This is a genomic window from Bacillus cereus group sp. BfR-BA-01408 (assembly GCF_022663305.1).
Lineage (GTDB): Bacteria > Bacillota > Bacilli > Bacillales > Bacillaceae_G > Bacillus_A > Bacillus_A pacificus.
Genome location: NZ_JAKUFF010000062.1, coordinates 1 through 20926, shown reverse-complemented (window position 1 = coordinate 20926; position 20926 = coordinate 1). Strand labels below are relative to the sequence as shown.

The following is a 20926-nucleotide window of genomic DNA, read 5'->3' as shown; positions in this document are numbered from 1 at the left end:
TTGTATCGGTGTACTAGTTAAATAATACACTGATACAAAAGGGTTGTAAATACCCATTTACTTACAAAAAAATTCTATCCAGCTAACGGATAGAATTTTTCAACAGAAATCGTTATACGAAAATAATAGTGTTATGTAAACAAAACCATAAAGAAAAGCTGTCTTATCAATGAATAAGACAGCTTTTCTTTATGATCATATATTAAAAATTAAACACGAAATCATCGTCCGATAACTTTTCGACGTTCGTTGCTTTTACGTAACCATTTCCTTTTACAGAGAAGAAATCATGGTTTTTCGTATCTGTACGTAAACCATTTAAAACGATTGGGTTAATTTCTTCTTCTTCAAACTTCGGCTCAAGTCCTAAGTTCATAAGTCCTTTATTCGCATTGTAACGAACGAAACGATTTACATCCTCTACAAGACCGATAGAAGTGTAAATTTCTTCTGTGTATGCCATTTCGATTTCATATAGTTCCATTAATAACTCTTGTGTTTCTTTTTGCACTTCTTGTTGATCTTCTGCAGAAAGTTCCGCGAAGATTTGTTGTGCTAAAATACCAACGAATACGCCGTGAATTGACTCATCCTTTACCTTCACATAGATTCGCTACTCCTATGCCGTTTACACAGCTTACAGTTTCCTGCAAGAAGAGACTATATCATCTACCTTCTCAGGTAGCCCTCCATTTCGATTTAAGGGATTCTCACCCACCGCTTGGCCCTACTCCTATTGCGGAATTTCACCGCCATTGGGATAGTCGTTGAACGTTCCTTTATCTACGTATCGCACCCACCACTGTTTATACAGTTTTCGGTGTCTAATACTTCCGTACATGTTATCGCTAGATAAAGGCTTCGCTGCTGATTGCCCTATCAGCTATTCTCCTTTCCATCTATTGATAGTTAGAGAATAACCTGAATGTATATATTCATCAATAATAAAACAGATAAATTTACAATAGGGGTTCCCAGCAATTAAAAGGGTTTTTCAATTGGTATCTCTACCAAAAGCCGCTATTAGTTAACGGATAATAAGGTTAATAATCTCACCACTTGCTGTTAGTTTTCCTTGACCAGCTAAGTAAAGTGGATAGAAGAATCCACTATAGAATAGGTAACTTTCTAAGAATACACTTGCTACCATTGCCATATATAACTCTTTTTTCGTTACTTCAGGCTTTAATAAACGACGATAGTAACTTGTAATAATACCAGCCTTTTTCTCAAGTAACGGATGGTTGTCTACCCATTCGAAAATATCATCGATTTCTTCTTCAGTAGCTAACGTTGTGAAAATATGACTGTAACTCTTCGCATGTACTTCTTCCATAGCACCCATGAAAGCTAATACACTTTTTGCTTGTAAATTTTCAAGATGAACAAGTACAAGAGGCATACCTTCGCCACCTTGTTTCGTATCTAAAAGTGTTAAACCACCTAATACACGCTTATAAGCAATTTGCTCTTCTTTCGATAATTGCACCCAAGTATTTTTGTCAGACGAAACCGCAATTTCTTCTTCTGTCCAAAACTGAGCGATGTTTTGCTTCCAAAACATTAAACTGAAATCGTCTTCTTTTTTATTCCAGTTAACAGCGCGCATTGAATCACCCCTATATCTATTATTGTTCTACTGAACGGTTAAATTTCCATCTAATAATGAAAAGCTAACCGTTTAGTAGAACAAACCAAGTATGAGCAGGGTTCATAACCCTGCTCATACTGTTGGGTTATTCATTTAGTATGGCAATATGCCATTAAACGGTACAAGCCACGCACTCTTCCACGCTTAATTTACGTGTTCTCGTATAATACAGACTCTTTAAGCCTTTTTTATGTGCATAGATGTAGTAACGCGCTAATTCACGTGTTGAAATATCACTATTAACGTAAAGAATTGTACTAATTCCTTGGTCAATATGTTCTTGAATTTCTGCGATTAAATCAATTAATTTAAACTGATTCATATCGTAAGAAGATTTATAGTACCAGAACGTATCTTTTGATAAATACGGCATTGGATAATATGTTGTCGCATTCGCATACGTTCTTGATTCGATTTGACTTACAATCGGCATTACGCTTGAAGTTGCATTTTGAACGTAACTGATCGATTGCGTAGGAGCGATGGCAAGACGATATGAGTTGTATAAACCATTCTTCTGCACTTGCTCTTTTAAACTTGTCCAATCTTCTTTTGTCGGAATATGAATTCCTTCAAATAATTGCTGAACTTTTTCAGTTACTGGGCTATAATCTGTCGTTTCATACTTTTCAAAGTATGTGCCGCTTGCATAATCAGACTTATCAAAGTCTTTAAATGTTTCGCCTTTTTCTTTAGCGATTTCCATACTTTTCTCAATAGAGTAGTAATTTAACATCATAAAGAATGTACGAGCGAACTCTTTCGCTTCTGCACTTTCATAAGCGATTTTATTTTTTGCTAAATATCCGTGCAAGTTCATTGCGCCAAGCCCTACTGAATGAAGCTCATCATTTGCTTTTTTCACAGTTGGTGCATTCGGAATGATTGTCATATCAGAAACAGCTGTTAAAGCTTCCATTCCCGCATGAACTGCTTCACGAATTTCTTTATTTTCCATTACATTTACGATATTTAACGATCCTAAGTTACAGTTAATATCACGACGGATAATGTCATCTGTACCATAATCATTTATTTCAGAAGTTTCTTGAAGCTGGAAGATTTCTGTCTCGAATGTTCAACCGAGTTCGCTATTCCTCAGTCCGTTGCTCATGCAACTGCTGTATGTCACCATACAGGACAGACTATATCATCACCTACAGCATTACCTGATTAGGTGCTCCGCTTTTCGAACGCCAATCGCTTGCGCTCTACTCCCATAAGGGATAGTCGTTAGGCTTTTACTTATCTTAATATCTTTCAGAAAGTCTCTTATTACTTTATGTTGTCCCATAACTCTGCTATACAAAATAATAAGATACATTCTGAACTTTTATATTTTCATTCTAAGATAAGATTTAGCACGGTAGGTTACCTCAAATTTGAGGCTTTCCCCGTTTAACGGAGTTTTCGACTAGCATTTCTACTAGAAGGTGCTACATATTTAACACAAGTTCGACATCTTCACAGTTCCAATATCCTTCAATGGATGTTGATTATTTGCATTTGATTTAAACATTAAGTACGGATAACCAGACTCAAGCTGAATCATAGCAATTTTAATAAGCATATCACGTGCACTAATATCTAGCGGCTTCTTCTTCACTTTCGGATTGCTCATTAATTCATCGTACATTTCATCAATATCAATGTCATCTAAATGCTTTCCATATTCTTTATACACCGTATACGGCGCGAAAACATGGAAAGGTTCGTTTTTCTCAGCAAGCTCAAAGAACTTACTTGGAACGATAATTCCGATTGATAGAGACTGAATACGGCTCTTCTCATCGGCATTTATTTTTTTGGTATCAAGGAATTCAATAATATCCCAATGGAAAATGTTTAAATATACAGCTCCGGCACCTTTTCGTTGGCCAAGCTGATTCGCATATGAAAACGAATCTTCAAGTAACTTCATAACAGGTACTACACCACTTGCAGCGTTGTCGATACCTTTAATTTGCTCACCGCGTGCGCGTAGCTTAGATAAGTTTAAAGCTACTCCACCGCCGATTTTTGATAATTGCATTGCAGTATTAATGTTAAAGCCGATTGAATTTAAGCTATCATCCATCTCTAACAAGAAACAAGACACCATTTCTCCTCTTCTGCTTCTTCCCGCATTTAAAAAGGTTGGTGTCGCTGGTTGGTAGTTTTGTTTGACAATCATGCTTGCGAATTGTTTTGCCTTCGCAACATCACCGCGTCCTAAGTATAATGACACAATTGCTACACGATCTTCATAGCTTTCTAAGTATTGTTTTTGATCATTTGTTTTTAACGCATAATCTTTGTAGAACTTAGATGCTGCCATATAAGATTGGAACTCGAAGTTTTCACCATAAGCGATGTTATATACCTCTTCTACTTCCTCCAAGTTATACTCGTCCAGAACGTTGTAATAGTAATCATGTTCTTTCATATACTCCATTCGCTCTGCCACGCTATTAAAATGAACGGTATTCTCTCTAGCTTCTTCCATAAAGACTTCTAATGCCTCTTTATCTTTATGAAGCTGATAAAAACCGTCCTGCATTTGCGTGATTTCATTATTCAGTTCAATGTGTCGCAATCTCCCGCACCCTTTCCTTAAAATATTCTACATCGTTATTTGTTCCTGATAACTCAAATTTTGATACAATAGGCACTTCATATTTAGCAGAAATTTTGTCAGCACTTGCACCGAACATGTCTCCCCAGTTACGATTGCCGCTTGCAGATACGCCTTTTAATTTTTCATTATTGCGCTCTAAAAATTCTAAAACACGTTCTGGTACATTGCCAAAACCTGTTGTATACGTAATTAAAATAAAGTCTTCATCTATTACTAGATCTTCACCAATTTGAACGGCCGGCATATTTAATTTGTGGATGAAACGCTTCACGTTTCCTGTCATAGAATCATATGCAACTAACATTTCCGACCCTCCCTTTTCAATCTATACTCTCTGTATGTTGTTTCTCGATTTCTCTATATATTGTATTACGTTTCAAAATAAGACACAAGATATATGTATAAATTCTTTCTTTTTTTAACTTTTACTTTTCGACAAGACCGTCGATTTTTTTCAATACAATGACTATGAAACAACATTCTAAAACTCATGTCAATAAAGTGCTTTTCAAAAAAGTTGTCAACGAATTTAACCTTATTTTTAAAAAAGTTAACAATATATTTTGTCATAAAACGGCAAATGCTGGAGGAATATATTTCTCCAGCATCACGCAAAAAAGAACAGACATGAAACGATAATCTGTTCTAAAAAACGATTACATTTATCAACTTTGCTTTATTCAATATTATACATATACTTTCAGTTCGCGTTACATACTAAAAGATAACTATTATAGAAAAAGATTATCATTATGGAAATTCAACTTATTTATGAAAAGATTATTCAGAGTGCTCAATACGCAAAATATCTTTTACAAATATATGATGTGGATTTTCATCTTTATCAATCATTGTACATACAGGAGCTTCTTCATCAAAGTACACAATCATTCCTTCAACGTACTGATATGTATGTTGAACTTGTACAGTTACTTTAATTTCTACAGCCTCTTCATATGCTCTTTTTATTTTCTGAAGCATTTTGGCCGAACACTTTCGTTTCTCTGGATACATGACCATCCCCATAAATCGATTTCCGGCTCTATCTTTCCACATATAATCCCAATGCGGTAATATGCCTTGTTTAAAATCGCCCATAAGTCTCCTCCCTATATTCTTTTAGTTACGAACGTGGCGTTTCTGAATATGTATAAATGACCTGTCCGCCGCGCTGTGCGTTACCAATGAAATGTTTAAAGTCTTCTCGATTTACTAAAACTTCTCTGAACGTATAAAATACATCTTTCGTAACAACATACTCCTTTATTTCACCATTTTTCAGCTGATCCAAAATTGTATTTGCTAATTCTTTATCCATGTATTTCACCTCTATGCAATATTTTATTTTATCTTATATTCTATAGGTCAACAACTGTAAAATTATCCAGATGCTATACCTTCATTTCATTTTCATTATTTTTCAAAAAAGATATCGTTAGTAGATGTCCACTAAATATCATATACTAACATAGCTACTTCTCTATATCAATCATTTCATCATTCAATTATGCAAAGTTCCATACCACTATGCTACAATATATAAATAGAACTAGGAGGGATACTATGATTCGGAAAGCAAAAAAGACAGATGCGAAACTGGTAGCACCTTTATTGTATAACGCTCTGCACGAAATTGCTGAAAAAATCACAGGTAGCACAGTTGAGACAGAAGTATTACTAGGACTTGAAACATGGTTCTCAAAAGAGAGAAATCGACTGAGCTATGAAAACTGTTTTGTATATGAGCAAGACGGGGGTGCAGTTGGAGTTATTGTCGCTTATCACGGTAGTGAAGCAACAAAGCTTGATGCACCAATTGTACGTCACTTAAGAGAATTACATAAAGATGAATCGATTACGTTAGAAAAAGAAGCCGAGCTTGATGAATATTACATTGATACTTTATCCGTTTCAAGTGCATATGGCGGAAAAGGAATTGGTTCTAAATTAATTGAAGCTGCTGAAATACATGCAACTGAAAAGGAGTATGAAAAAATCGCATTACTTGTTAATTTAGAAAACAAACGCGCCTATTCACTATACGAAAAACTAGGTTATAAAAAAGATCAAATCGTCATGCTTGTAGGCGAACCTTATGCACATCTCGTAAAACCATTAAACATCAAAATTTCTATATCTTAAAAAGAAAGCACACGATTTATATAAACCGTGTGCTTTTATGTTAAATTCGTATTCAATATATTTCCATTCATCGCCTCATGAAACGTATATGTTGTACATCCCCATGGCTCTCTGTGCAAAATAGGAGAACCAGACCATCCCATCGCTCTCAGTTCGGCACCAATCATTACATTCACATAATTATGACCTACAAGAGCAATACTTCCATGTACGAGAGCGTAACGATGTAATAAGCAAGCCGCTTGTCTTGCCCTCTCTCTTACTTCCTTATAAGACTCCACACCTTTATGGTAACCAAGTATCCATACTGTTCGTCCGATAAACATCCATACGTTAGGTTTACACTTCAACCATTTTGGAGCATAAAAACTCGTCGGAACTTCTGCTTCCCTAAATAGAGTATTTTGCATAAAAGATAAAGAATCCGTTAATTCAGCTGCTGACTGTACAGCACACCTTTGATCACTCGTTACAATCAATTTTGCCGCTTCAACCGCTTCCCTTGTTTCCGTTGGTATAGGTGCTTTTTCTGTTATAGTATGTAAGTCATATCCTTTCATCCATTCACGAAAGAATGTAACCGTCATTGGTTCTATAGTACGGTCTAAGCGACCATGACGAATAAAAGAAATCTTCATTCTTTCCACTCTCCATTCATCACTTACGAACTCTATTATGTACTATTTTTACATATCATACCACGCAAAAAAAGAAAGTTATACACCTTTACATATCCACGCCACTCTCATTTGTGACCCCAGCATGTATCCCATCCATCCCATCAAAATATGTATTCGTTTCATGATGACGGATCTTTTTTAAATGTATATAAGAAAATACAAATAAAATTAATGCTATAACACTCCCCACAAATTCAAACATCATTTTACCGCCTCTAATTTCTCCCACTTTAGTAGGTTATTGTATATTTTTATTATACCCCTATATAAAGATGTCTGCATTTAAACCCTTCTTTTTTTCTAATAACATGACATTCTTGCATATTTTCTTACAAAAAGTGAATGTTTTTCGAATTTTTACTTTGGAAACATTTACAAAATGGACAATATGGTTCAAAATAGGAAGAAATAAAAAAACCAAAATTATTCTTTTTTGGGAAAACTGTAACAAGGAGAGTTGCTTATGCAGATCGCAGAAACTGGAGATATCATTGAATTTAAAGGTGGAATGCAAGGCCGTGTTCAAAAAGTAAATCAAAACTCCGTTATTGTAGATATAACAATTATGGAGAATTTTAGAGAACTAGATATGGAACCTCTTACAGTTGTTAGTCATAAAAACTATACTGTCATTAATCAAAATGCATAATATAATAGAAAGAAAGGATCTGTATGTTATACAGATCCTTTCTTTCTATTATATATTAACGATTATCAATTGTTTCTGGATATAAATCATGGTTCATCATGCGGTAGTCAGCCATTTGTTCATACTTCGTTCCTGGGCGACCGTAGTTGCAGTAAGGATCAATGGAAATCCCTCCACGTGGTGTGAATTTACCCCATACCTCGATGTAACGTGGATCCATTAATTTAATTAAGTCATTCATAATAACGTTCATACAATCTTCGTGGAAGTCACCATGATTGCGGAAACTAAATAAATATAGTTTTAAAGATTTACTCTCTACCATTCTTTGTTCTGGAATGTAGCTAATATAAATTGTTGCAAAATCCGGTTGGCCTGTTTTCGGACATAAGCTTGTAAATTCAGGGCAATTGAATTTAACAAAGTAATCACGGTTTGGATGATTATTATCAAATACCTCTAAAATTTCTGGGCTATATTCAAATAAATATTTTGTATTTTGATTTCCTAACAATGTTACATCTTTTAAATCTTCATCTAATCTTCCTGCCATTTTAAACATCCCTTCTCATTATACTCCGCGTTTATTTCCCCATACTAACGCATGAAGCTGCGGCAATACTTTTGCATTATTCATTTCTTTACGATTAACTGCTTTTTCAATTAACCACTCATACTTATCTAATAGCTTTTTAATCAACATCGCATCATCCACAGTTTTTGTATCATCATTTCCTACTTGTAAGAAAAATGGTACATGTGGATAACGTTCGTGCATCTTAACTGCATACTCGAAATCATAATCGTCAAATACTACTACCTTTAAACTAATATCTTTTCCTGCTAGTTTCTGAATCATAGCATCTAACTTCTGAAAATCAGTTTTCATTGTCGAACTTGGTGGTTTTGGAGAAATCGTTATCTCATCAATTTGAAGTAACCAATCTTGCCATTTACTCCCTTGCGTTTCGATTGCTGTTCGCATTCCATTCTCTTTTAATATAGAAAGAAGAAACTCAATATTTTTCAGCAATGCCGGATTTCCACCTGAAATCGTAACATGAGAAAAATTTTCGCCGCCAATTTCTACAAGCTCATTCCAAACGTCTTCCGCTGTCATCTGTCTAATTTGATCTTTAGCAGATCCATCCCACGTAAAAGCTGAATCACACCAAGCACAGCTATAATCACAGCCAGCTGTACGGATAAACATCGTCTTTTGTCCTACAACCATTCCTTCACCTTGAATAGTCGGACCAAATATTTCTAAGACAGGGATTTTACTCATCTAGCATCCACTCCCGTCTTACTTCCGCATAACTAGTTGGAGTCTCAAACAGCCGAACAAATTCAACACGAGCTCCTTTATATTCGTTCGCACGATTATCTTTTGTTAACGCTTCTGCCATCTTTTCATAAATCCAAACGACCATATTTTCAGCAGTTGTATTCATCGCTGGTAACGTTTCGTTTAAATAACGATGGTCTAAATAAATTTCTATTTCATTCTTCCAAATTTCTTTTATATCTCCAAAGTCAATTGCAAGACCGATTTCATTTACATATCCACTAATCCCAAATACAACTTTATATGTGTGACCATGTAAGTTTTTACATTTCCCTTCATAACAGTGTAAATGGTGTGCTGCATCAAATGTAAATTCCTTGCTGACCATTACTCTTTTATTATGATATTTAAGCTGTTTACGCTGAATATCCTTGTCCATTTTTTGCAAACTTTCTACAATGCGAAATCCAAAGAAATTATCCATTAGTTACTCGCCCCTTCGCGTTCTTGTAGGTACGTATCTAATCCTGCTTTACGAAGTTGACATGCTGGACATTCACCGCAACCATCACCAATGATTCCGTTATAACATGTTAATGTTTTTTCTCGAACAAACTCGAATGCTCCAAGTTCATCTGATAATTTCCATGTTTCCGCTTTATCAATCCACATAAGTGGTGTATGAATCACAAACGGATAATCCATGGATAAATTTAAAGTAACGTTTAACGATTTCACAAACACGTCACGGCAATCTGGATAACCACTAAAATCAGTTTCACATACACCCGTTACAATATGACGTGCTCCAACTTGTTTTGCTAATACAGCAGCAAATGATAAGAATAGTAAATTTCGTCCATCTACAAACGTCGATGGTAATTCCCCTTCTTCATGTGTAATCTCCATATCCGTTCTCGTTAACGCGTTTGGAGCAAGTTGATTTAATAGACTCATATCTAGTACCGTATGTTTAATTCCTAGCTCTTTTGCAATTTCCGCTGCACAATCGATTTCTAGCTTATGACGTTGATTGTAATTAAACGTTACAGCCTCTACTTCTGCAAACTGCTCTATTGCCCAAAATAAACATGTCGTACTATCTTGTCCTCCACTAAAAACAACAACTGCCTTTTCTTTTTTCATTTCACTCATTCTCCTTCTCTACTACGAATAAGAAGAAAGAACGTTCTTGAACTGTCACAATAAAAAAACAAAACAATACCTAATGATATTGTTGTTTCCATAGTTTTTTATAGAGGGAGTTCGCGAACCTCTCCCGTGCATTACACGGAATTCCTTCTTTCATTGACAAAGCTTATTGTAACATATTGTATACTACCAGAAAAAATTTCTGATTTTTCCGCTATTTCGCATTTCATTTCTTGCATTTTATAGTATGATTAATCTAATGTGAGAAGAGAGGAGGCATCCCACTGAAACCCTTTATTATTTATCTCTTTTTAAATATATTATTCATCCTTGTTACAATGCTCGTATACCATTTATTTTGGAATCAAAAAGGGAAACGTTCTCCTAAATTAAATTCAACTATATTTATTACATTATGTTGCCTCGCTACCATACTATGTATTACTTTCGGAGCAAAAACAAATTATGGATTTCAATTTGATATGCGTCATATCGTATTAATTGTCGGTACATTAACAGGAGGTCCTATTGCCGGTGCTTCCATCTTAGCTGTATTAAACATATATCGCTTTTTATTAGGCGGAATTGGTGTCTTTCCATCCCTTATCGCCTCGGTTCTACTGTTTATCGTTCTACTGTTAACATACAAACTATTTAACCGCAGTTCTAATCGTATAAAAATAGCACTCGCTATCTTTTACAGTCTCATATTTGGCTTGGGCTGGATACCATCTTTCCTTTCAGAGGTTACAAATAGCGCAGATTACATACCACATATTATCGTGTACGAAATATGTACAATAATTGGAACAATTCTTATCTTATATTTGCTACATATACTACAAATGCAAGTTCGTCTTCAAAACGAACTTATGAATGCTGAAAAATTCCATTTAATCGGCGAAATGGCAGCGTCTATCTCTCATGAGATTCGCAATCCATTAACTTCAACAAAAGGATTTTTACAACTTTTGCAGTCAGATACATGCACTGAGCAAGAGCGAAAATTATATATCGACATAGCCATCAACGGAATCGAACAAGCAAATCATGTTCTTACAGACTACTTAACTTTTGCGAAACCAAGTATTGAAAAAGAACAACAATTACAAATAGAGGAAGAATTATTGCATGCCTTATCTTTAATCACACCTCTTGCTAATTTAACAAATGTTCGTATCCACTACATCAAACAAAGTACATCTTTCTTTATTGCTGGTGAAAAACAAAAACTGAACCAATGTTTATTAAATATTTTCAAAAACTGTATTGAGGCTATGCCTACAGGCGGTGATCTCGTACTTACTTTAGTTCCAGAACATAAACATATACAATTGTATATAAAAGATACAGGAATTGGTATGGATCAAGAACAAGTAAAACGCCTTGGATCCCCTTTCTACTCAACAAAAGAAAAAGGCACTGGTCTTGGAATGATGGTCGTATTCAGTGTTGTGCAAGCTATGAACGGAAAAATTGATATTATAAGTGAAAAAGGTACAGGTACAACTTTCTTATTAACTTTTCCACTCATACAAAAAACGTGATGAAATACTCATCACGTTTTTTCTGTTCCTTCAACTAATTCAGCAAAAGCTTTCACTTTGCCATGTGGTTTTTGATTTTCTTTACGTGCTTTCCATGCGCGCTCTTCTTCTTTCTTTTTCTTGGACATACTTTTCAACTCCTTCTTATCTTTCTCTCTGTAGTATTCCAAAATAAGAAGAAAAACTATGCACATACGAAAAAGAAGTGGTCTCCCACTTCCTTCTAATTATCGCTGTAAAATTGCGTGTTTCGCCTCTTTTAACTGCGTAAGATGTCTTTGTTCATGCAAATCAAGAAATTGAACCCACTGATACAAATTCAAATCATTAAAAACAGGATGCTTTAATCCATTTTCAAATAGATCTTTTTCATCTAAAACACTATGAAGCGTGTGTAATAGTTCTTGTCGTGAATGTTCTAGTAATTGAATTCCTTGCTGTTTTTTCATTAGCGTTTCTGTTGGTTTCATTTGCTGAGGAGCTTCTCGTTTATGTGTGCGATCCAGCGTAAGTTGGAGGTCTTTAAATGGAGTCGTGTTTCTTTCATTTTTTTGTAAAGCATATGCAAGGGCAGACGTGACAGATTGTTCAACTAAATGCAAGTGATGCAAAATTTGAATAATACTCCATTTATCACGACGTGGCTTTACATTCACTTCTGTATCATTTAACATTTCAATTTCTGACAATAGCGTGCTTCGGGTAGACTGTAATGAGTTCACCAAACTTTCTAAACTCACATCCATATTAGATTGAAGCATACTTCTTTCCCCCCTTTTGTTGGTGAAAAGAGGCGCTCCTTATTAGAAACACCTCTTTAGTATTCTGAATTTTCTTTTATTATCTCATCATTTTCTCATTATGTCGATGTTAAACATGTGAAAAAAAGAGCATGTTTTTTACAATTTTGTGTCGTCAATTGCTTGTAGCCATGCTTCAATTTCTGTAATAACACTTTTCACACAGCCTTCAGCAAATGGTGATGTTAAATTTGCAACTTCTACTAGTTCCAAGAATGATTTACTTCCACCTTGTTGGCACAGATTCACATAATCTTCCCACGCCTCTTGTCTATTATCTCTTGCACGTTTCCAAAATTGCAGTGCGCAAATTTGTGCTAACGTGTAGTCAATATAGTAGAACGGGGAGCTATAAATATGCCCTTGACGTTGCCAGAATCCACCGCGCTCTAAATAATCATTATCTTCATAATCACGATGCGGTAAATACTTTTTCTCTATATTACGCCATGCTGTCTTGCGCTCTTCTGGTGATGCTTCAGGATTTTCATATACATAATGTTGATATTCATCAACAGATACACCATACGGTAAAAACAGAAGTGCTGAACTTAAGTGAGAGAAATAATATTTATCTGCATCTTCTTCAAAGAATAACTTCATCCATGGCCATGTGAAGAATTCCATACTCATAGAGTGAATTTCACACGCTTCATATGTTGGCCAATTATATTCTGGAATTTCAAATTTACGACTTTCATATACTTGAAAAGCATGGCCTGCTTCATGTGTTAATACGTCAATATCACCAGACGTTCCGTTAAAATTCGAGAAGATAAACGGCGCTTTATAATTCTCAATATATGTACAATATCCACCGCCAGCTTTTCCTTTTTTCGCAACTAAATCTAATAAATCATTATCTAACATGAAATTGAAAAATTCATCTGTTTCAGCCGATAACTCTTTATACATCGTTTTTCCATGATTAACAATCCAATCCGCATCTCCTTTTGGAGTTGGGTTACCTGTTGGAAATTCAAAGTTTTCGTCGTAGTACGCTAACTTCTCTACACCGATACGCGCTTGTTGACGTTTTCTTAATTCCGTTGTAACGGGAACGATATAATCTAGCACTTGCTGACGATAATTCGCTACCATTTCCGCATTATAATCTGTACGGTACATTCTTGCATATCCAAGTTCAACAAAGTTTTTGAAACCTAAAGATTTGGCGATTTTCGTTCTCACTTTAACAAGCTCGTCATAAATACGATCTAACTCTTCTTCATTCTCAGCTAAAAATCCGTAATACGCCTCACTTGCTGCTTTACGTTCACTTCTCTCTTTCCCTTGCATAAATGGAATAAGCTGTGATAACGTTCTTTCTTCTCCTGCAAAATCAATTTTTGCAGATGCTAATAACTGTGTATATTGTGAAGACAATTTATTCTCTAATTGTAAATCCTTCACGACTTCATCAGAATATGTTTTTAAATCACACTCCGCAAGAGCAAATAATTGCTTCCCATAATACGCTTCTAATTCTTCACGGAATGGAGAATGAATTAACGCATTATAATACTTTGTACCATATCCTTGTACAACTGGAGAGAATTCATCAAAGAAATCTTGCTCTTCCTTATAAAAAGCATCTGTTGTATCAACAGAATGACGAATGTAACAAAGATTCCCCATTGTACCAAAATCGTTACGAATTTCGTTAATTGAATGAATGACTTGTTTTTGTTCCTCTACAGTTTTTGCGTTATCAAACTTCTCTAAAGCAGCTGTAAACTTCTCTTTTAATTCTTCAATATTTGGCCTTTTATATTCATAGTCTTTAAATGACATGAACGAGCCTCCTCTCCATTATATGCATCCTTACTATAATTCAATGCTTACTTCCAAATCTCCTCTTATTCTTCAACAAAATATGGCATATACTGCCATCATTACATGTAAACAAAAAAGCTTTGGATTTCTTTATCCAAAGCTCCTTTGGAACATATTATTACTTTTCATACTTTCCAATCTTTTTTAATAGATCAAGTAATTCGTCCTTTTCCTCTTTCGTTAACATTTCAAAAGACTGATGAATAACTTGCTCATGCCCTGGAAAAATAGAAGCAATAAAGTTCTCTCCAGATTCAGTTAATTGTGCATAAATAACACGTCTGTCATTCGGGCACGGAATTCTTTTTACTAGTCCCTTTTTCTCTAACTTATCTACAACATATGTAATGCTGCCACTAGCTATTAAAATACGCTCACCAATTTGCTGAAGTGGTTGACCGCCTTTATGATATAGCAGTTCTAATACAGCAAACTCAGTTGGATTTAAACCGTTACTTTGTATAGACTTATTTGTAGTATCCATAACAGAACGATGTACACGAGATAATGCAATAAATACTTTTAAAGATTGAGAAATATCTTCTCGTTCATTATTTGATGTCATACAACTTTCAACCCTTCACTTAAATTCTCAGTAATAAAAAGAACAAAATAGTACTTCATATAAATTCCGAATGAGTATTCACTCATTCATTACCTCTCCCCAAATATATTATGAATGATTCTTGAATAAAAACATGACAATTTTAACATAGTTTATATATAATGATAATAAAAAAGAAGGAGTACCAAATTTGAAATTCAAATTCCACAGCATAGTTATATATATATTGCTTGTTATCCTACCAACAATAGGGATTGGTGCTACATTTTATTCATATCATTCGTATAAAATGAAACAAGAAAATAAACAAGTTGCCCATACGGTTCTCTTTTTATATAGAGACTATTTAGATCACCACCTTGGCGAAGCAATTTCTGCCCTAGAAATGCTCGCAAAGGTCGTAGGAACCGAGACTGGAAATATTAATGGAATGAAAGAAATTGTACATGATACGGATGGAAACGATGCACATTTTTCTGGTCTATATTACGCTACACCAGAAGGTATCATTACAATCGCATCGGAAGGTGACCGACCACCTGTTGATGTCTCAGATCGTAAATATATTCAAAACGCATTACAAACTAAGAAAACAACTGTATCATCCGTCATTACAGATCGTGTTCTTGGCCATCAAGCTATTATGATTGCTTCCCCCATTTTCAATAAACAGAAGGAGCTCTCAGGCTTATTGTTAGCAAGTTTACGCTTTGACTACATTTCATCATCTTTAAATGCCATTAAGCCACAATACCATTTTGAAGTAACTGATAAGTATAATGTAGTTTTTCTAAACGATGATAATAACGAAACAAGTGATGCTCATTCTAATATGCTTACTACTCCACTCCAAAGATTAGATTGGAAGGTCTCTGTTTCTCCGTTACCTATTCATCAAAAAACTTTAAACCAGTGGGTTGCCATAGAATGTATAGCTACTTTATTTTTAATGTCAATTTTATTTTTACTCGCTCAATATATGTTGTTAAAACGACAAACAAAACTGGAAAGACAACAAAATGAACTACAAAAAATTGAATTAGTTGGAACTTTTGCAGCTAGTACAGCCCACGAAATCCGTAATCCACTTACCGGAATTAAAGGGCTCGTCGCTCTATTAAAAGAGAAATATAAAGATGAACAAGATCAGTTCTATTTTTCCATCATCGAACAAGAAATAGAACGAATTAATGAAATTGTAAGTGAATTTCTTATTCTTGGAAAGCCAACTGCAATCATCGAACAAACATATGATGTGAGAACCATTCTAAATGAGGTAGCATTAATTATTCAATCTGAGGCGAATCTACATAATATTGTATTCCATTTACATTTGCCAGACCGTCCTGTTCATATCCGGTGCTCAAAAGACCATATGAAACAAGTGGTTTTAAACATTATAAAAAATGCAATTGAAGCTATGACTTCTGGCGATACACTAACTATTTTCGTAACAAACAATGAAACACACGCACAATTGCAAATTATAGATACTGGAAAAGGGATTCCAAAACATATTCAAAAACACCTCTTTCATCCGTTCTTTACTAATAAAGATACTGGAACAGGTCTTGGACTTGTCATATGTAAACGAATTATAGAGATGTACAACGGGCATATTTTTATTAACAGTATAGAAAACGAAGGAACGACAGTTCATATCGAAATTCCGTTACACATAGTATAATTATCCTTATCCCTAAAGGGTAATTATACTTATTTCATAAAACCAGCCACAAGCATTCGCCAAAAATTACTTGATTTCCCTTCATACCCAATTTGAAAAATAGGTACCTTTATAATTGATAACCATTTTGGTGTTTGTTTTTCTTTATAACACTGGTACTGTAAAATAAGCTTGTCCAATTCTTGACTCACTTGAATCGTCTCCGTACTATTTAACCCACTCGTTAAACCTAATTGAATCATCTCTTCACGTTTCATATGAATATCACGTGAAAGCTTTTCTAATGTGTACTTCCTTTTTACAGTAAACATTCATATCCCCCTTATTATACTTCCATGCTCTCTACTTCACTTCTCCATTGAACTTTTAACTGCTTATCATATTTGAATTTGAAGAATCAGAAAATTTAACATTTTCTCCCTGTAATTTACAAATCTTTACCCTCACTTTGAGAATTATTACAAATTATTCTATCTTTGTAAATACATTCGCAATAATAGACAATTTTTTCATCTTCTTTTTTTACAAACACCAATTAAATAGCGGATTCCCTATTTTCCATATACTTTTCTTCGACATTTTTTGTTTAATTTATATAAAAACGCAAACCATAATGGTGATTGATAATATAGAAAGGAAATAGTTATATGCGCAAATATACGATTGCATTGCTTATTTTGACTATGTTTTTACCATCTTTCTTGTTTCCTGTTGAGGCCAAGGCTCATACAAATAAAGTAGCTATTGTCATTGATGACTTCGGCAATAATATGAAAGGAACTGATAAAATGTTATCACTTCCTATTCCACTAACTGTTGCTGTTATGCCTTTTCTTCCTTCCACAAAGGAAGATGCGATAGCGGCTCATAAGAAAGGACACGAAGTTATTATACATATGCCAATGGAACCGATTAAAGGTAAAAAAGAATGGCTTGGACCAAAAGCAATTACAACTGATTTAAGCGACGAAGAAATAAATAATCGACTCGAACAAGCGATTCAAGAAGTGCCACATGCAATTGGGATGAATAATCATATGGGATCAAAAGTGACTGCAGACGAAAGAATTGTACGACTTATACTTGCAGCTTGTAAAAAACACGGTTTATTTTATTTAGATAGCAAAACAAATCCTAAGAGTGTCGTCCCAAAAATCGGGAAAGAATTAGGAGTGCCAATTATTGAAAATCAATTATTTTTTGATGACGTGTACACAGCGGCACATATTTCAAAACAAGCCCAATTACTCATTAAAAAACTTCAAGAAAAACCGATTATGGTAGCTATCGGACATGTTGGGCCTCCAGGTGAAATTACATCACGTGTTATAGAAACCTCTATTCCTAAAATTCGTGAACATGCAGATTTTATTTTTTTATCCGATTTAGCATTATCTCCGCCTCCTGTTTCAAAATAAGATTCATGACTCAAACTAAAAAAGAGAGCAATCTGCATATAGCAAATTGCTCCCTTTCCTTTTCATCTTAAATATAATCTACATGACTCACCCTGAATCCTTTTTTCTCTATTTTTTCGATTAATTGCTTTAATCTTTTTTCATTTAACTCATCTGTTATATTGACAATAACGCGGCGAATATATTGATCGCCGTTATCTAGCGTAAATAGTCCACCGATATGAAATGCTTTCAACAATGTCCCAAGTTCTTTAATCGTTCCCTTACAATCTTGTGTTGCAATCGTTAATATATAACCACCCGTCCGCATACCAAATGAATCCTCAATAACATCAAATATATTGGAATGAGTTAAGATGCCAACAAATTCATTATAATCATTTAGTACCGCTAAAAACGGCAAACGACGAATAACATAAAATGCTCTGAAAAAAGAGTCCTTTTCAAAAATAAATGCAGCGGAATCTTCTAGCATATGTTCCGTACTTAATTCCTCTAATCCACCATTACACTTCTTTTCTAAAAGATCCACTTTATAAATAATCCCCATGAATTTCTTTTCATCTTCTGCTAATACAGGGATTGCTCGAAATCCCGTTTCATTCATAATTTGCAGAGCCTTCTTACCTGAATCGTTCATTTTGCAAAATGTTACTTGCTGTTTTGGCAGAAAATGATATTTAACTCGCAAAATATGTTCCTCCTTACATGTCAACATGTAATCTATATATAATAAGGAGACCTATATTTTATGAGTAAAATTATTTTTAAAACGCTTTCATTCATTTGTGGATTTGTAACGAAATCACAAACATTTCATATAACAGAACTCTTTGCGCCTTTTATCATTAACAATTTTACATGGTAGTTCATTAAATATTCTATACCCTCCAACCATTTTTTCGCGTATTCTGGAGTTTTTCCCCACACAATCATGCCATAATTATGAACGAGAACTACTCCTCCACCTTCACTAAAATTCGGCACATTATTTTCTAATAAATCAGCGAATTTTTTCTCATCTTCTACAATGGGAATTGTCATTTCTGTTATACCTTCTTTTCCAAAAACACGTTCCACGCTACGTTTATCGAATGTTACTTCCCCTTTTTCTCCATACAACTCTGATATTAAATGACTATCTACAGTCTGTACTTGTAAAATACATTCTGCACTACTTTTTTTATAAATATCTGCATGCATAAATGATTCCGCAGCTGGTTTTTCTTCATTTTCAAATACTGGTTCACACATACAGTTTACAACAATAAAATCTTCTTCTGAAAATAACCCTTTATCTCTTCCTTCAACGTTTACTAAAAAAGTTAACGGCTCTTTTGACGTACAAAGTGATAAGCTAATTTTTGTACCATAAAACCAATCACGAAGTGCTAGTTCAGATTTCACATCTTTTAATTCATTCCATTTCTTTAGAAAAAATAACATTTCGTCACCCCCGGCGTAATATTCATATAATGTTCGAATCCTTTCTATGTAAAAGGAGTATTTTTTGATTATTCTAAAAATTTAATTGAATTATCACATGAGAACGCCTTTTTGTCAATATAGTTTCACGTCTCTTCTTTAAAAAGGGCTATTCATATGTCTATACTCCTGTATATTGACTATTTCATTTTATACATAAAAAATACGTTATTCTTTTTCAATCAAAGAATAACGTATTTTCTCATCTTTTATTTCATTATTGCGTTATATAAGAACTGTGCATATTGTTCACGTGTTACAAAATCATCACCTAAAAAGTTTCCTTTTCCATCACCTTTTGATATGTTATTGTCCGCTAACGCTTTCACATATTCTTCTGCCCAATGACCAGTTGGTACATCATTAAAGTTCACTTTATTATTTTCATCTTCTTTTAGCTGAAATACTTTATATAATACTACAGACATTTCGTATCGAGTTAATACTCCATCTGGACGAAACTCCCCAGTACCATCTCCTTGCATAATTCCAGCTTGCGCAACTGTAGCAATATCTTGCTCAAACATATGTCCTTTCGTATCTGTAAATCTCTCTTTCTGCTCTACTTTATTTTCTAATTTCAAATACCTTTGTACTAAAGACGCAACTTGTCCACGAGTAATACGATCCCCAAATCCAAATTGTCCATTTCCATATCCCTTGAAAATATTTTCTTTCGCTAAATAATGAATTGCTTCCTCTGACCAATGTCCTTTTGGTACATCTTTAAATTCTACTACTCCTACTTTTTCATCTTCTTTAGAATTATTGTCTTCTTTACTTTCTACCACATTTTGAATCACAGATCCTGTGAAGAAGATTCCTGTATCCGCAAATGGATCTTTTACACCAAATTCATATACTTTCTCACCCGGTGTACTCCACTTAACTGCATCATTACTATACGTACCACCTTCTCTCTTTAAACGAATTTTTGTAGAGATTTTACCATCTTTCTCGTATATAGGTACTTTTACTTCTTTATTTACTTCTGTTTCCTCTAAAAATACTTTTTGATTTTGAACATTGATATAGGCTGTTTTACTTAGTTCTATAACTGGTCGAACATCACGAATTTCATTTGCAACAAAACTTAAGAATACTAACTTTTTCAAATTGCTAGCTGGTGTTAAGTCTGAAATATAATTCGCTTCTAAATCAAGCTTTTGTAAGTTTACTAGACTTGATAATGGAGTAATATCCTTTAACTCATTGTTAGGTAAGTGTAATTGTTTTAACTGTGTCATCTTACTTAGAGGAGTAACATCTTTTATTTCATTTTTCCCGATCCACAATTCTTCTAATTGCTTCATTTGCTCAATACCGGATAAGTCTTTTACTTTATTACGTGTTAATACTAAGTCTTTTAAAGGTAATGAATATAACGGTTTAATATCTTCAATTTGATT

General features: G+C 34.3%; 23 protein-coding genes, 4 pseudogenes and 1 riboswitch. Of the genes and pseudogenes, 5 read left to right on the top strand and 22 right to left on the bottom strand.

Annotated elements, in window-relative coordinates:
- Positions 1-202 precede the first annotated feature (202 nt).
- From MR083_RS20670 to MR083_RS20640, 8 genes and pseudogenes are all read right to left on the bottom strand, one after another.
- A pseudogene (locus MR083_RS20670) lies at positions 203-598 on the bottom strand (ribonucleotide-diphosphate reductase subunit beta); the annotation flags it as partial.
- A 135-nt stretch (positions 599-733) separates the two neighbouring features.
- Positions 734-829, bottom strand: a pseudogene (locus MR083_RS28030) (nuclease); the annotation flags it as partial.
- Positions 830-1030: 201 nt separating this feature from the next.
- A pseudogene (locus MR083_RS20665) lies at positions 1031-1609 on the bottom strand (ribonucleotide-diphosphate reductase subunit beta); the annotation flags it as partial.
- 154 nt (positions 1610-1763) lie between these two features.
- On the bottom strand, positions 1764-2714 hold the full coding sequence (locus MR083_RS20660) for a ribonucleotide reductase large subunit (RefSeq protein ID WP_073536430.1): 951 nt from the start codon (positions 2712-2714) through the stop codon (positions 1764-1766).
- A gap of 384 nt (positions 2715-3098) precedes the next feature.
- A pseudogene (locus MR083_RS20655) lies at positions 3099-4226 on the bottom strand (ribonucleotide reductase N-terminal alpha domain-containing protein); the annotation flags it as partial.
- Positions 4213-4572: a class Ib ribonucleoside-diphosphate reductase assembly flavoprotein NrdI gene (gene nrdI, locus MR083_RS20650; protein WP_000959450.1), complete on the bottom strand. Its 360-nt coding sequence runs from the start codon at positions 4570-4572 to the stop codon at positions 4213-4215. The pseudogene MR083_RS20655 and the gene nrdI, both read right to left, overlap by 14 nt.
- Before the next feature lie 476 nt (positions 4573-5048).
- Positions 5049-5366, bottom strand: coding sequence for a hypothetical protein (locus MR083_RS20645; protein WP_000502201.1), 318 nt, complete (start codon positions 5364-5366; stop codon positions 5049-5051).
- A gap of 25 nt (positions 5367-5391) precedes the next feature.
- Positions 5392-5586, bottom strand: coding sequence for a hypothetical protein (locus MR083_RS20640; protein ID WP_000356683.1), 195 nt, complete (start codon positions 5584-5586; stop codon positions 5392-5394).
- Between the two features lie 245 nt (positions 5587-5831).
- On the opposite strand from MR083_RS20640, the gene MR083_RS20635 reads away from it, so the two are divergent.
- A complete protein-coding gene (locus tag MR083_RS20635; RefSeq protein ID WP_000619537.1) occupies positions 5832-6410 on the top strand; it encodes a GNAT family N-acetyltransferase in 579 nt (192 codons plus the stop codon).
- 35 nt (positions 6411-6445) lie between these two features.
- On the opposite strand, the gene MR083_RS20630 is transcribed toward MR083_RS20635, so the two are convergent.
- Together MR083_RS20630 and MR083_RS20625 are read right to left on the bottom strand one after the other, a co-directional pair.
- Positions 6446-7048 carry a histidine phosphatase family protein gene (locus MR083_RS20630; RefSeq protein WP_000703106.1) on the bottom strand — a complete coding sequence of 201 codons (603 nt, stop codon included), beginning with the start codon at positions 7046-7048 and terminating at the stop codon, positions 6446-6448.
- Positions 7049-7136: 88 nt separating this feature from the next.
- Positions 7137-7319 (bottom strand): hypothetical protein, encoded by a 183-nt coding sequence (locus MR083_RS20625; RefSeq protein WP_011040145.1) that lies wholly within the window; start codon positions 7317-7319, stop codon positions 7137-7139.
- A 234-nt stretch (positions 7320-7553) separates the two neighbouring features.
- Here MR083_RS20625 and MR083_RS20620 point away from each other — a divergent pair, with 234 nt between their 5' ends.
- Positions 7554-7739 carry a YkvS family protein gene (locus tag MR083_RS20620; RefSeq protein WP_001165081.1) on the top strand — a complete coding sequence of 62 codons (186 nt, stop codon included), beginning with the start codon at positions 7554-7556 and terminating at the stop codon, positions 7737-7739.
- Between the two features lie 55 nt (positions 7740-7794).
- Here MR083_RS20620 and queF read toward each other — a convergent pair whose 3' ends face one another.
- From queF to queC, 4 genes are read right to left on the bottom strand one after another with little or no spacing between them, the layout of a single operon-like run.
- Positions 7795-8292, bottom strand: coding sequence for a preQ(1) synthase (gene queF, locus MR083_RS20615; protein WP_000918895.1), 498 nt, complete (start codon positions 8290-8292; stop codon positions 7795-7797).
- A gap of 18 nt (positions 8293-8310) precedes the next feature.
- On the bottom strand, positions 8311-9027 hold the full coding sequence (gene queE, locus MR083_RS20610) for a 7-carboxy-7-deazaguanine synthase QueE (RefSeq protein ID WP_000036279.1): 717 nt from the start codon (positions 9025-9027) through the stop codon (positions 8311-8313).
- Positions 9020-9511, bottom strand: coding sequence for a 6-carboxytetrahydropterin synthase QueD (queD, locus tag MR083_RS20605; RefSeq protein WP_000368418.1), 492 nt, complete (start codon positions 9509-9511; stop codon positions 9020-9022). The genes queE and queD overlap by 8 nt, the downstream gene beginning before the upstream one ends.
- On the bottom strand, positions 9511-10173 hold the full coding sequence (gene queC, locus MR083_RS20600; RefSeq protein WP_000711596.1) for a 7-cyano-7-deazaguanine synthase QueC: 663 nt from the start codon (positions 10171-10173) through the stop codon (positions 9511-9513). The genes queD and queC overlap by 1 nt, the downstream gene beginning before the upstream one ends.
- Before the next feature lie 93 nt (positions 10174-10266).
- Positions 10267-10310, bottom strand: a riboswitch (PreQ1 riboswitch).
- A 207-nt stretch (positions 10311-10517) separates the two neighbouring features.
- Between queC and MR083_RS20595 the strand changes: the two genes are divergently transcribed.
- Positions 10518-11726, top strand: a complete 1209-nt coding sequence (locus MR083_RS20595) for an ATP-binding protein (protein ID WP_011040141.1) — start codon at positions 10518-10520, stop codon at positions 11724-11726.
- Positions 11727-11737: 11 nt separating this feature from the next.
- Here the strand turns inward: MR083_RS20595 and MR083_RS20590 are convergent, their stop codons facing one another.
- The 4 genes from MR083_RS20590 to MR083_RS20575 all read right to left on the bottom strand — a co-directional run bounded on the left by MR083_RS20590 (position 11738) and on the right by MR083_RS20575 (position 14927).
- The gene (locus MR083_RS20590) at positions 11738-11854 is read right to left on the bottom strand and encodes a DUF6254 family protein (RefSeq protein WP_000038254.1); all 117 of its coding nucleotides are present in this window, start codon (positions 11852-11854) and stop codon (positions 11738-11740) included.
- Positions 11855-11953: 99 nt separating this feature from the next.
- The gene (locus MR083_RS20585) at positions 11954-12487 is read right to left on the bottom strand and encodes a DinB family protein (protein ID WP_000941965.1); all 534 of its coding nucleotides are present in this window, start codon (positions 12485-12487) and stop codon (positions 11954-11956) included.
- 138 nt (positions 12488-12625) lie between these two features.
- Complete coding sequence (locus tag MR083_RS20580; protein ID WP_000008561.1) at positions 12626-14320, bottom strand: M3 family oligoendopeptidase; 1695 nt, start codon at positions 14318-14320, stop codon at positions 12626-12628.
- A gap of 160 nt (positions 14321-14480) precedes the next feature.
- Positions 14481-14927: a MarR family winged helix-turn-helix transcriptional regulator gene (locus MR083_RS20575; protein WP_000203340.1), complete on the bottom strand. Its 447-nt coding sequence runs from the start codon at positions 14925-14927 to the stop codon at positions 14481-14483.
- 190 nt (positions 14928-15117) lie between these two features.
- On the opposite strand from MR083_RS20575, the gene MR083_RS20570 reads away from it, so the two are divergent.
- Positions 15118-16614: a DUF3149 domain-containing protein gene (locus MR083_RS20570; protein ID WP_000669142.1), complete on the top strand. Its 1497-nt coding sequence runs from the start codon at positions 15118-15120 to the stop codon at positions 16612-16614.
- Positions 16615-16643: 29 nt separating this feature from the next.
- Here the strand turns inward: MR083_RS20570 and MR083_RS20565 are convergent, their stop codons facing one another.
- Positions 16644-16925, bottom strand: a complete 282-nt coding sequence (locus MR083_RS20565) for an aspartyl-phosphate phosphatase Spo0E family protein (RefSeq protein WP_000495540.1) — start codon at positions 16923-16925, stop codon at positions 16644-16646.
- A gap of 336 nt (positions 16926-17261) precedes the next feature.
- Here MR083_RS20565 and MR083_RS20560 point away from each other — a divergent pair, with 336 nt between their 5' ends.
- Complete coding sequence (locus MR083_RS20560; RefSeq protein ID WP_001234123.1) at positions 17262-18032, top strand: divergent polysaccharide deacetylase family protein; 771 nt, start codon at positions 17262-17264, stop codon at positions 18030-18032.
- A 67-nt stretch (positions 18033-18099) separates the two neighbouring features.
- On the opposite strand, the gene cbpA is transcribed toward MR083_RS20560, so the two are convergent.
- The 3 genes from cbpA to MR083_RS20545 all read right to left on the bottom strand — a co-directional run.
- On the bottom strand, positions 18100-18723 hold the full coding sequence (gene cbpA, locus MR083_RS20555) for a cyclic di-AMP binding protein CbpA (RefSeq protein WP_001264217.1): 624 nt from the start codon (positions 18721-18723) through the stop codon (positions 18100-18102).
- 125 nt (positions 18724-18848) lie between these two features.
- On the bottom strand, positions 18849-19478 hold the full coding sequence (locus tag MR083_RS20550) for a class II aldolase/adducin family protein (RefSeq protein WP_000895997.1): 630 nt from the start codon (positions 19476-19478) through the stop codon (positions 18849-18851).
- Positions 19479-19726: 248 nt separating this feature from the next.
- Positions 19727-20926 (bottom strand): S-layer homology domain-containing protein (locus MR083_RS20545; protein ID WP_242269777.1); only part of this gene is annotated, 1200 nt, incomplete at its 5' end.

Bases quoted from the DNA above. Each gene is read 5' to 3' on its own strand.
- nrdI (WP_000959450.1), bottom strand. From the start codon at position 4,572: ATGTTAGTTGCATATGATTCTATGACAGGAAACGTGAAGCGTTTCATC.
- MR083_RS20645 (WP_000502201.1), bottom strand. From the start codon at position 5,366: ATGGGCGATTTTAAACAAGGCATATTACCGCATTGGGATTATATGTGG.
- MR083_RS20640 (WP_000356683.1), bottom strand. From the start codon at position 5,586: ATGGATAAAGAATTAGCAAATACAATTTTGGATCAGCTGAAAAATGGT.
- MR083_RS20635 (WP_000619537.1), top strand. From the start codon at position 5,832: ATGATTCGGAAAGCAAAAAAGACAGATGCGAAACTGGTAGCACCTTTA.
- MR083_RS20630 (WP_000703106.1), bottom strand. From the start codon at position 7,048: ATGAAGATTTCTTTTATTCGTCATGGTCGCTTAGACCGTACTATAGAA.
- MR083_RS20620 (WP_001165081.1), top strand. From the start codon at position 7,554: ATGCAGATCGCAGAAACTGGAGATATCATTGAATTTAAAGGTGGAATG.
- queF (WP_000918895.1), bottom strand. From the start codon at position 8,292: ATGGCAGGAAGATTAGATGAAGATTTAAAAGATGTAACATTGTTAGGA.
- queE (WP_000036279.1), bottom strand. From the start codon at position 9,027: ATGAGTAAAATCCCTGTCTTAGAAATATTTGGTCCGACTATTCAAGGT.
- queD (WP_000368418.1), bottom strand. From the start codon at position 9,511: ATGGATAATTTCTTTGGATTTCGCATTGTAGAAAGTTTGCAAAAAATG.
- queC (WP_000711596.1), bottom strand. From the start codon at position 10,173: ATGAAAAAAGAAAAGGCAGTTGTTGTTTTTAGTGGAGGACAAGATAGT.
- MR083_RS20595 (WP_011040141.1), top strand. From the start codon at position 10,518: ATGCTCGTATACCATTTATTTTGGAATCAAAAAGGGAAACGTTCTCCT.
- MR083_RS20590 (WP_000038254.1), bottom strand. From the start codon at position 11,854: ATGTCCAAGAAAAAGAAAGAAGAAGAGCGCGCATGGAAAGCACGTAAA.
- MR083_RS20585 (WP_000941965.1), bottom strand. From the start codon at position 12,487: ATGCTTCAATCTAATATGGATGTGAGTTTAGAAAGTTTGGTGAACTCA.
- MR083_RS20580 (WP_000008561.1), bottom strand. From the start codon at position 14,320: ATGTCATTTAAAGACTATGAATATAAAAGGCCAAATATTGAAGAATTA.
- MR083_RS20575 (WP_000203340.1), bottom strand. From the start codon at position 14,927: ATGACATCAAATAATGAACGAGAAGATATTTCTCAATCTTTAAAAGTA.
- MR083_RS20565 (WP_000495540.1), bottom strand. From the start codon at position 16,925: ATGTTTACTGTAAAAAGGAAGTACACATTAGAAAAGCTTTCACGTGAT.
- MR083_RS20560 (WP_001234123.1), top strand. From the start codon at position 17,262: ATGCGCAAATATACGATTGCATTGCTTATTTTGACTATGTTTTTACCA.
- MR083_RS20550 (WP_000895997.1), bottom strand. From the start codon at position 19,478: ATGTTATTTTTTCTAAAGAAATGGAATGAATTAAAAGATGTGAAATCT.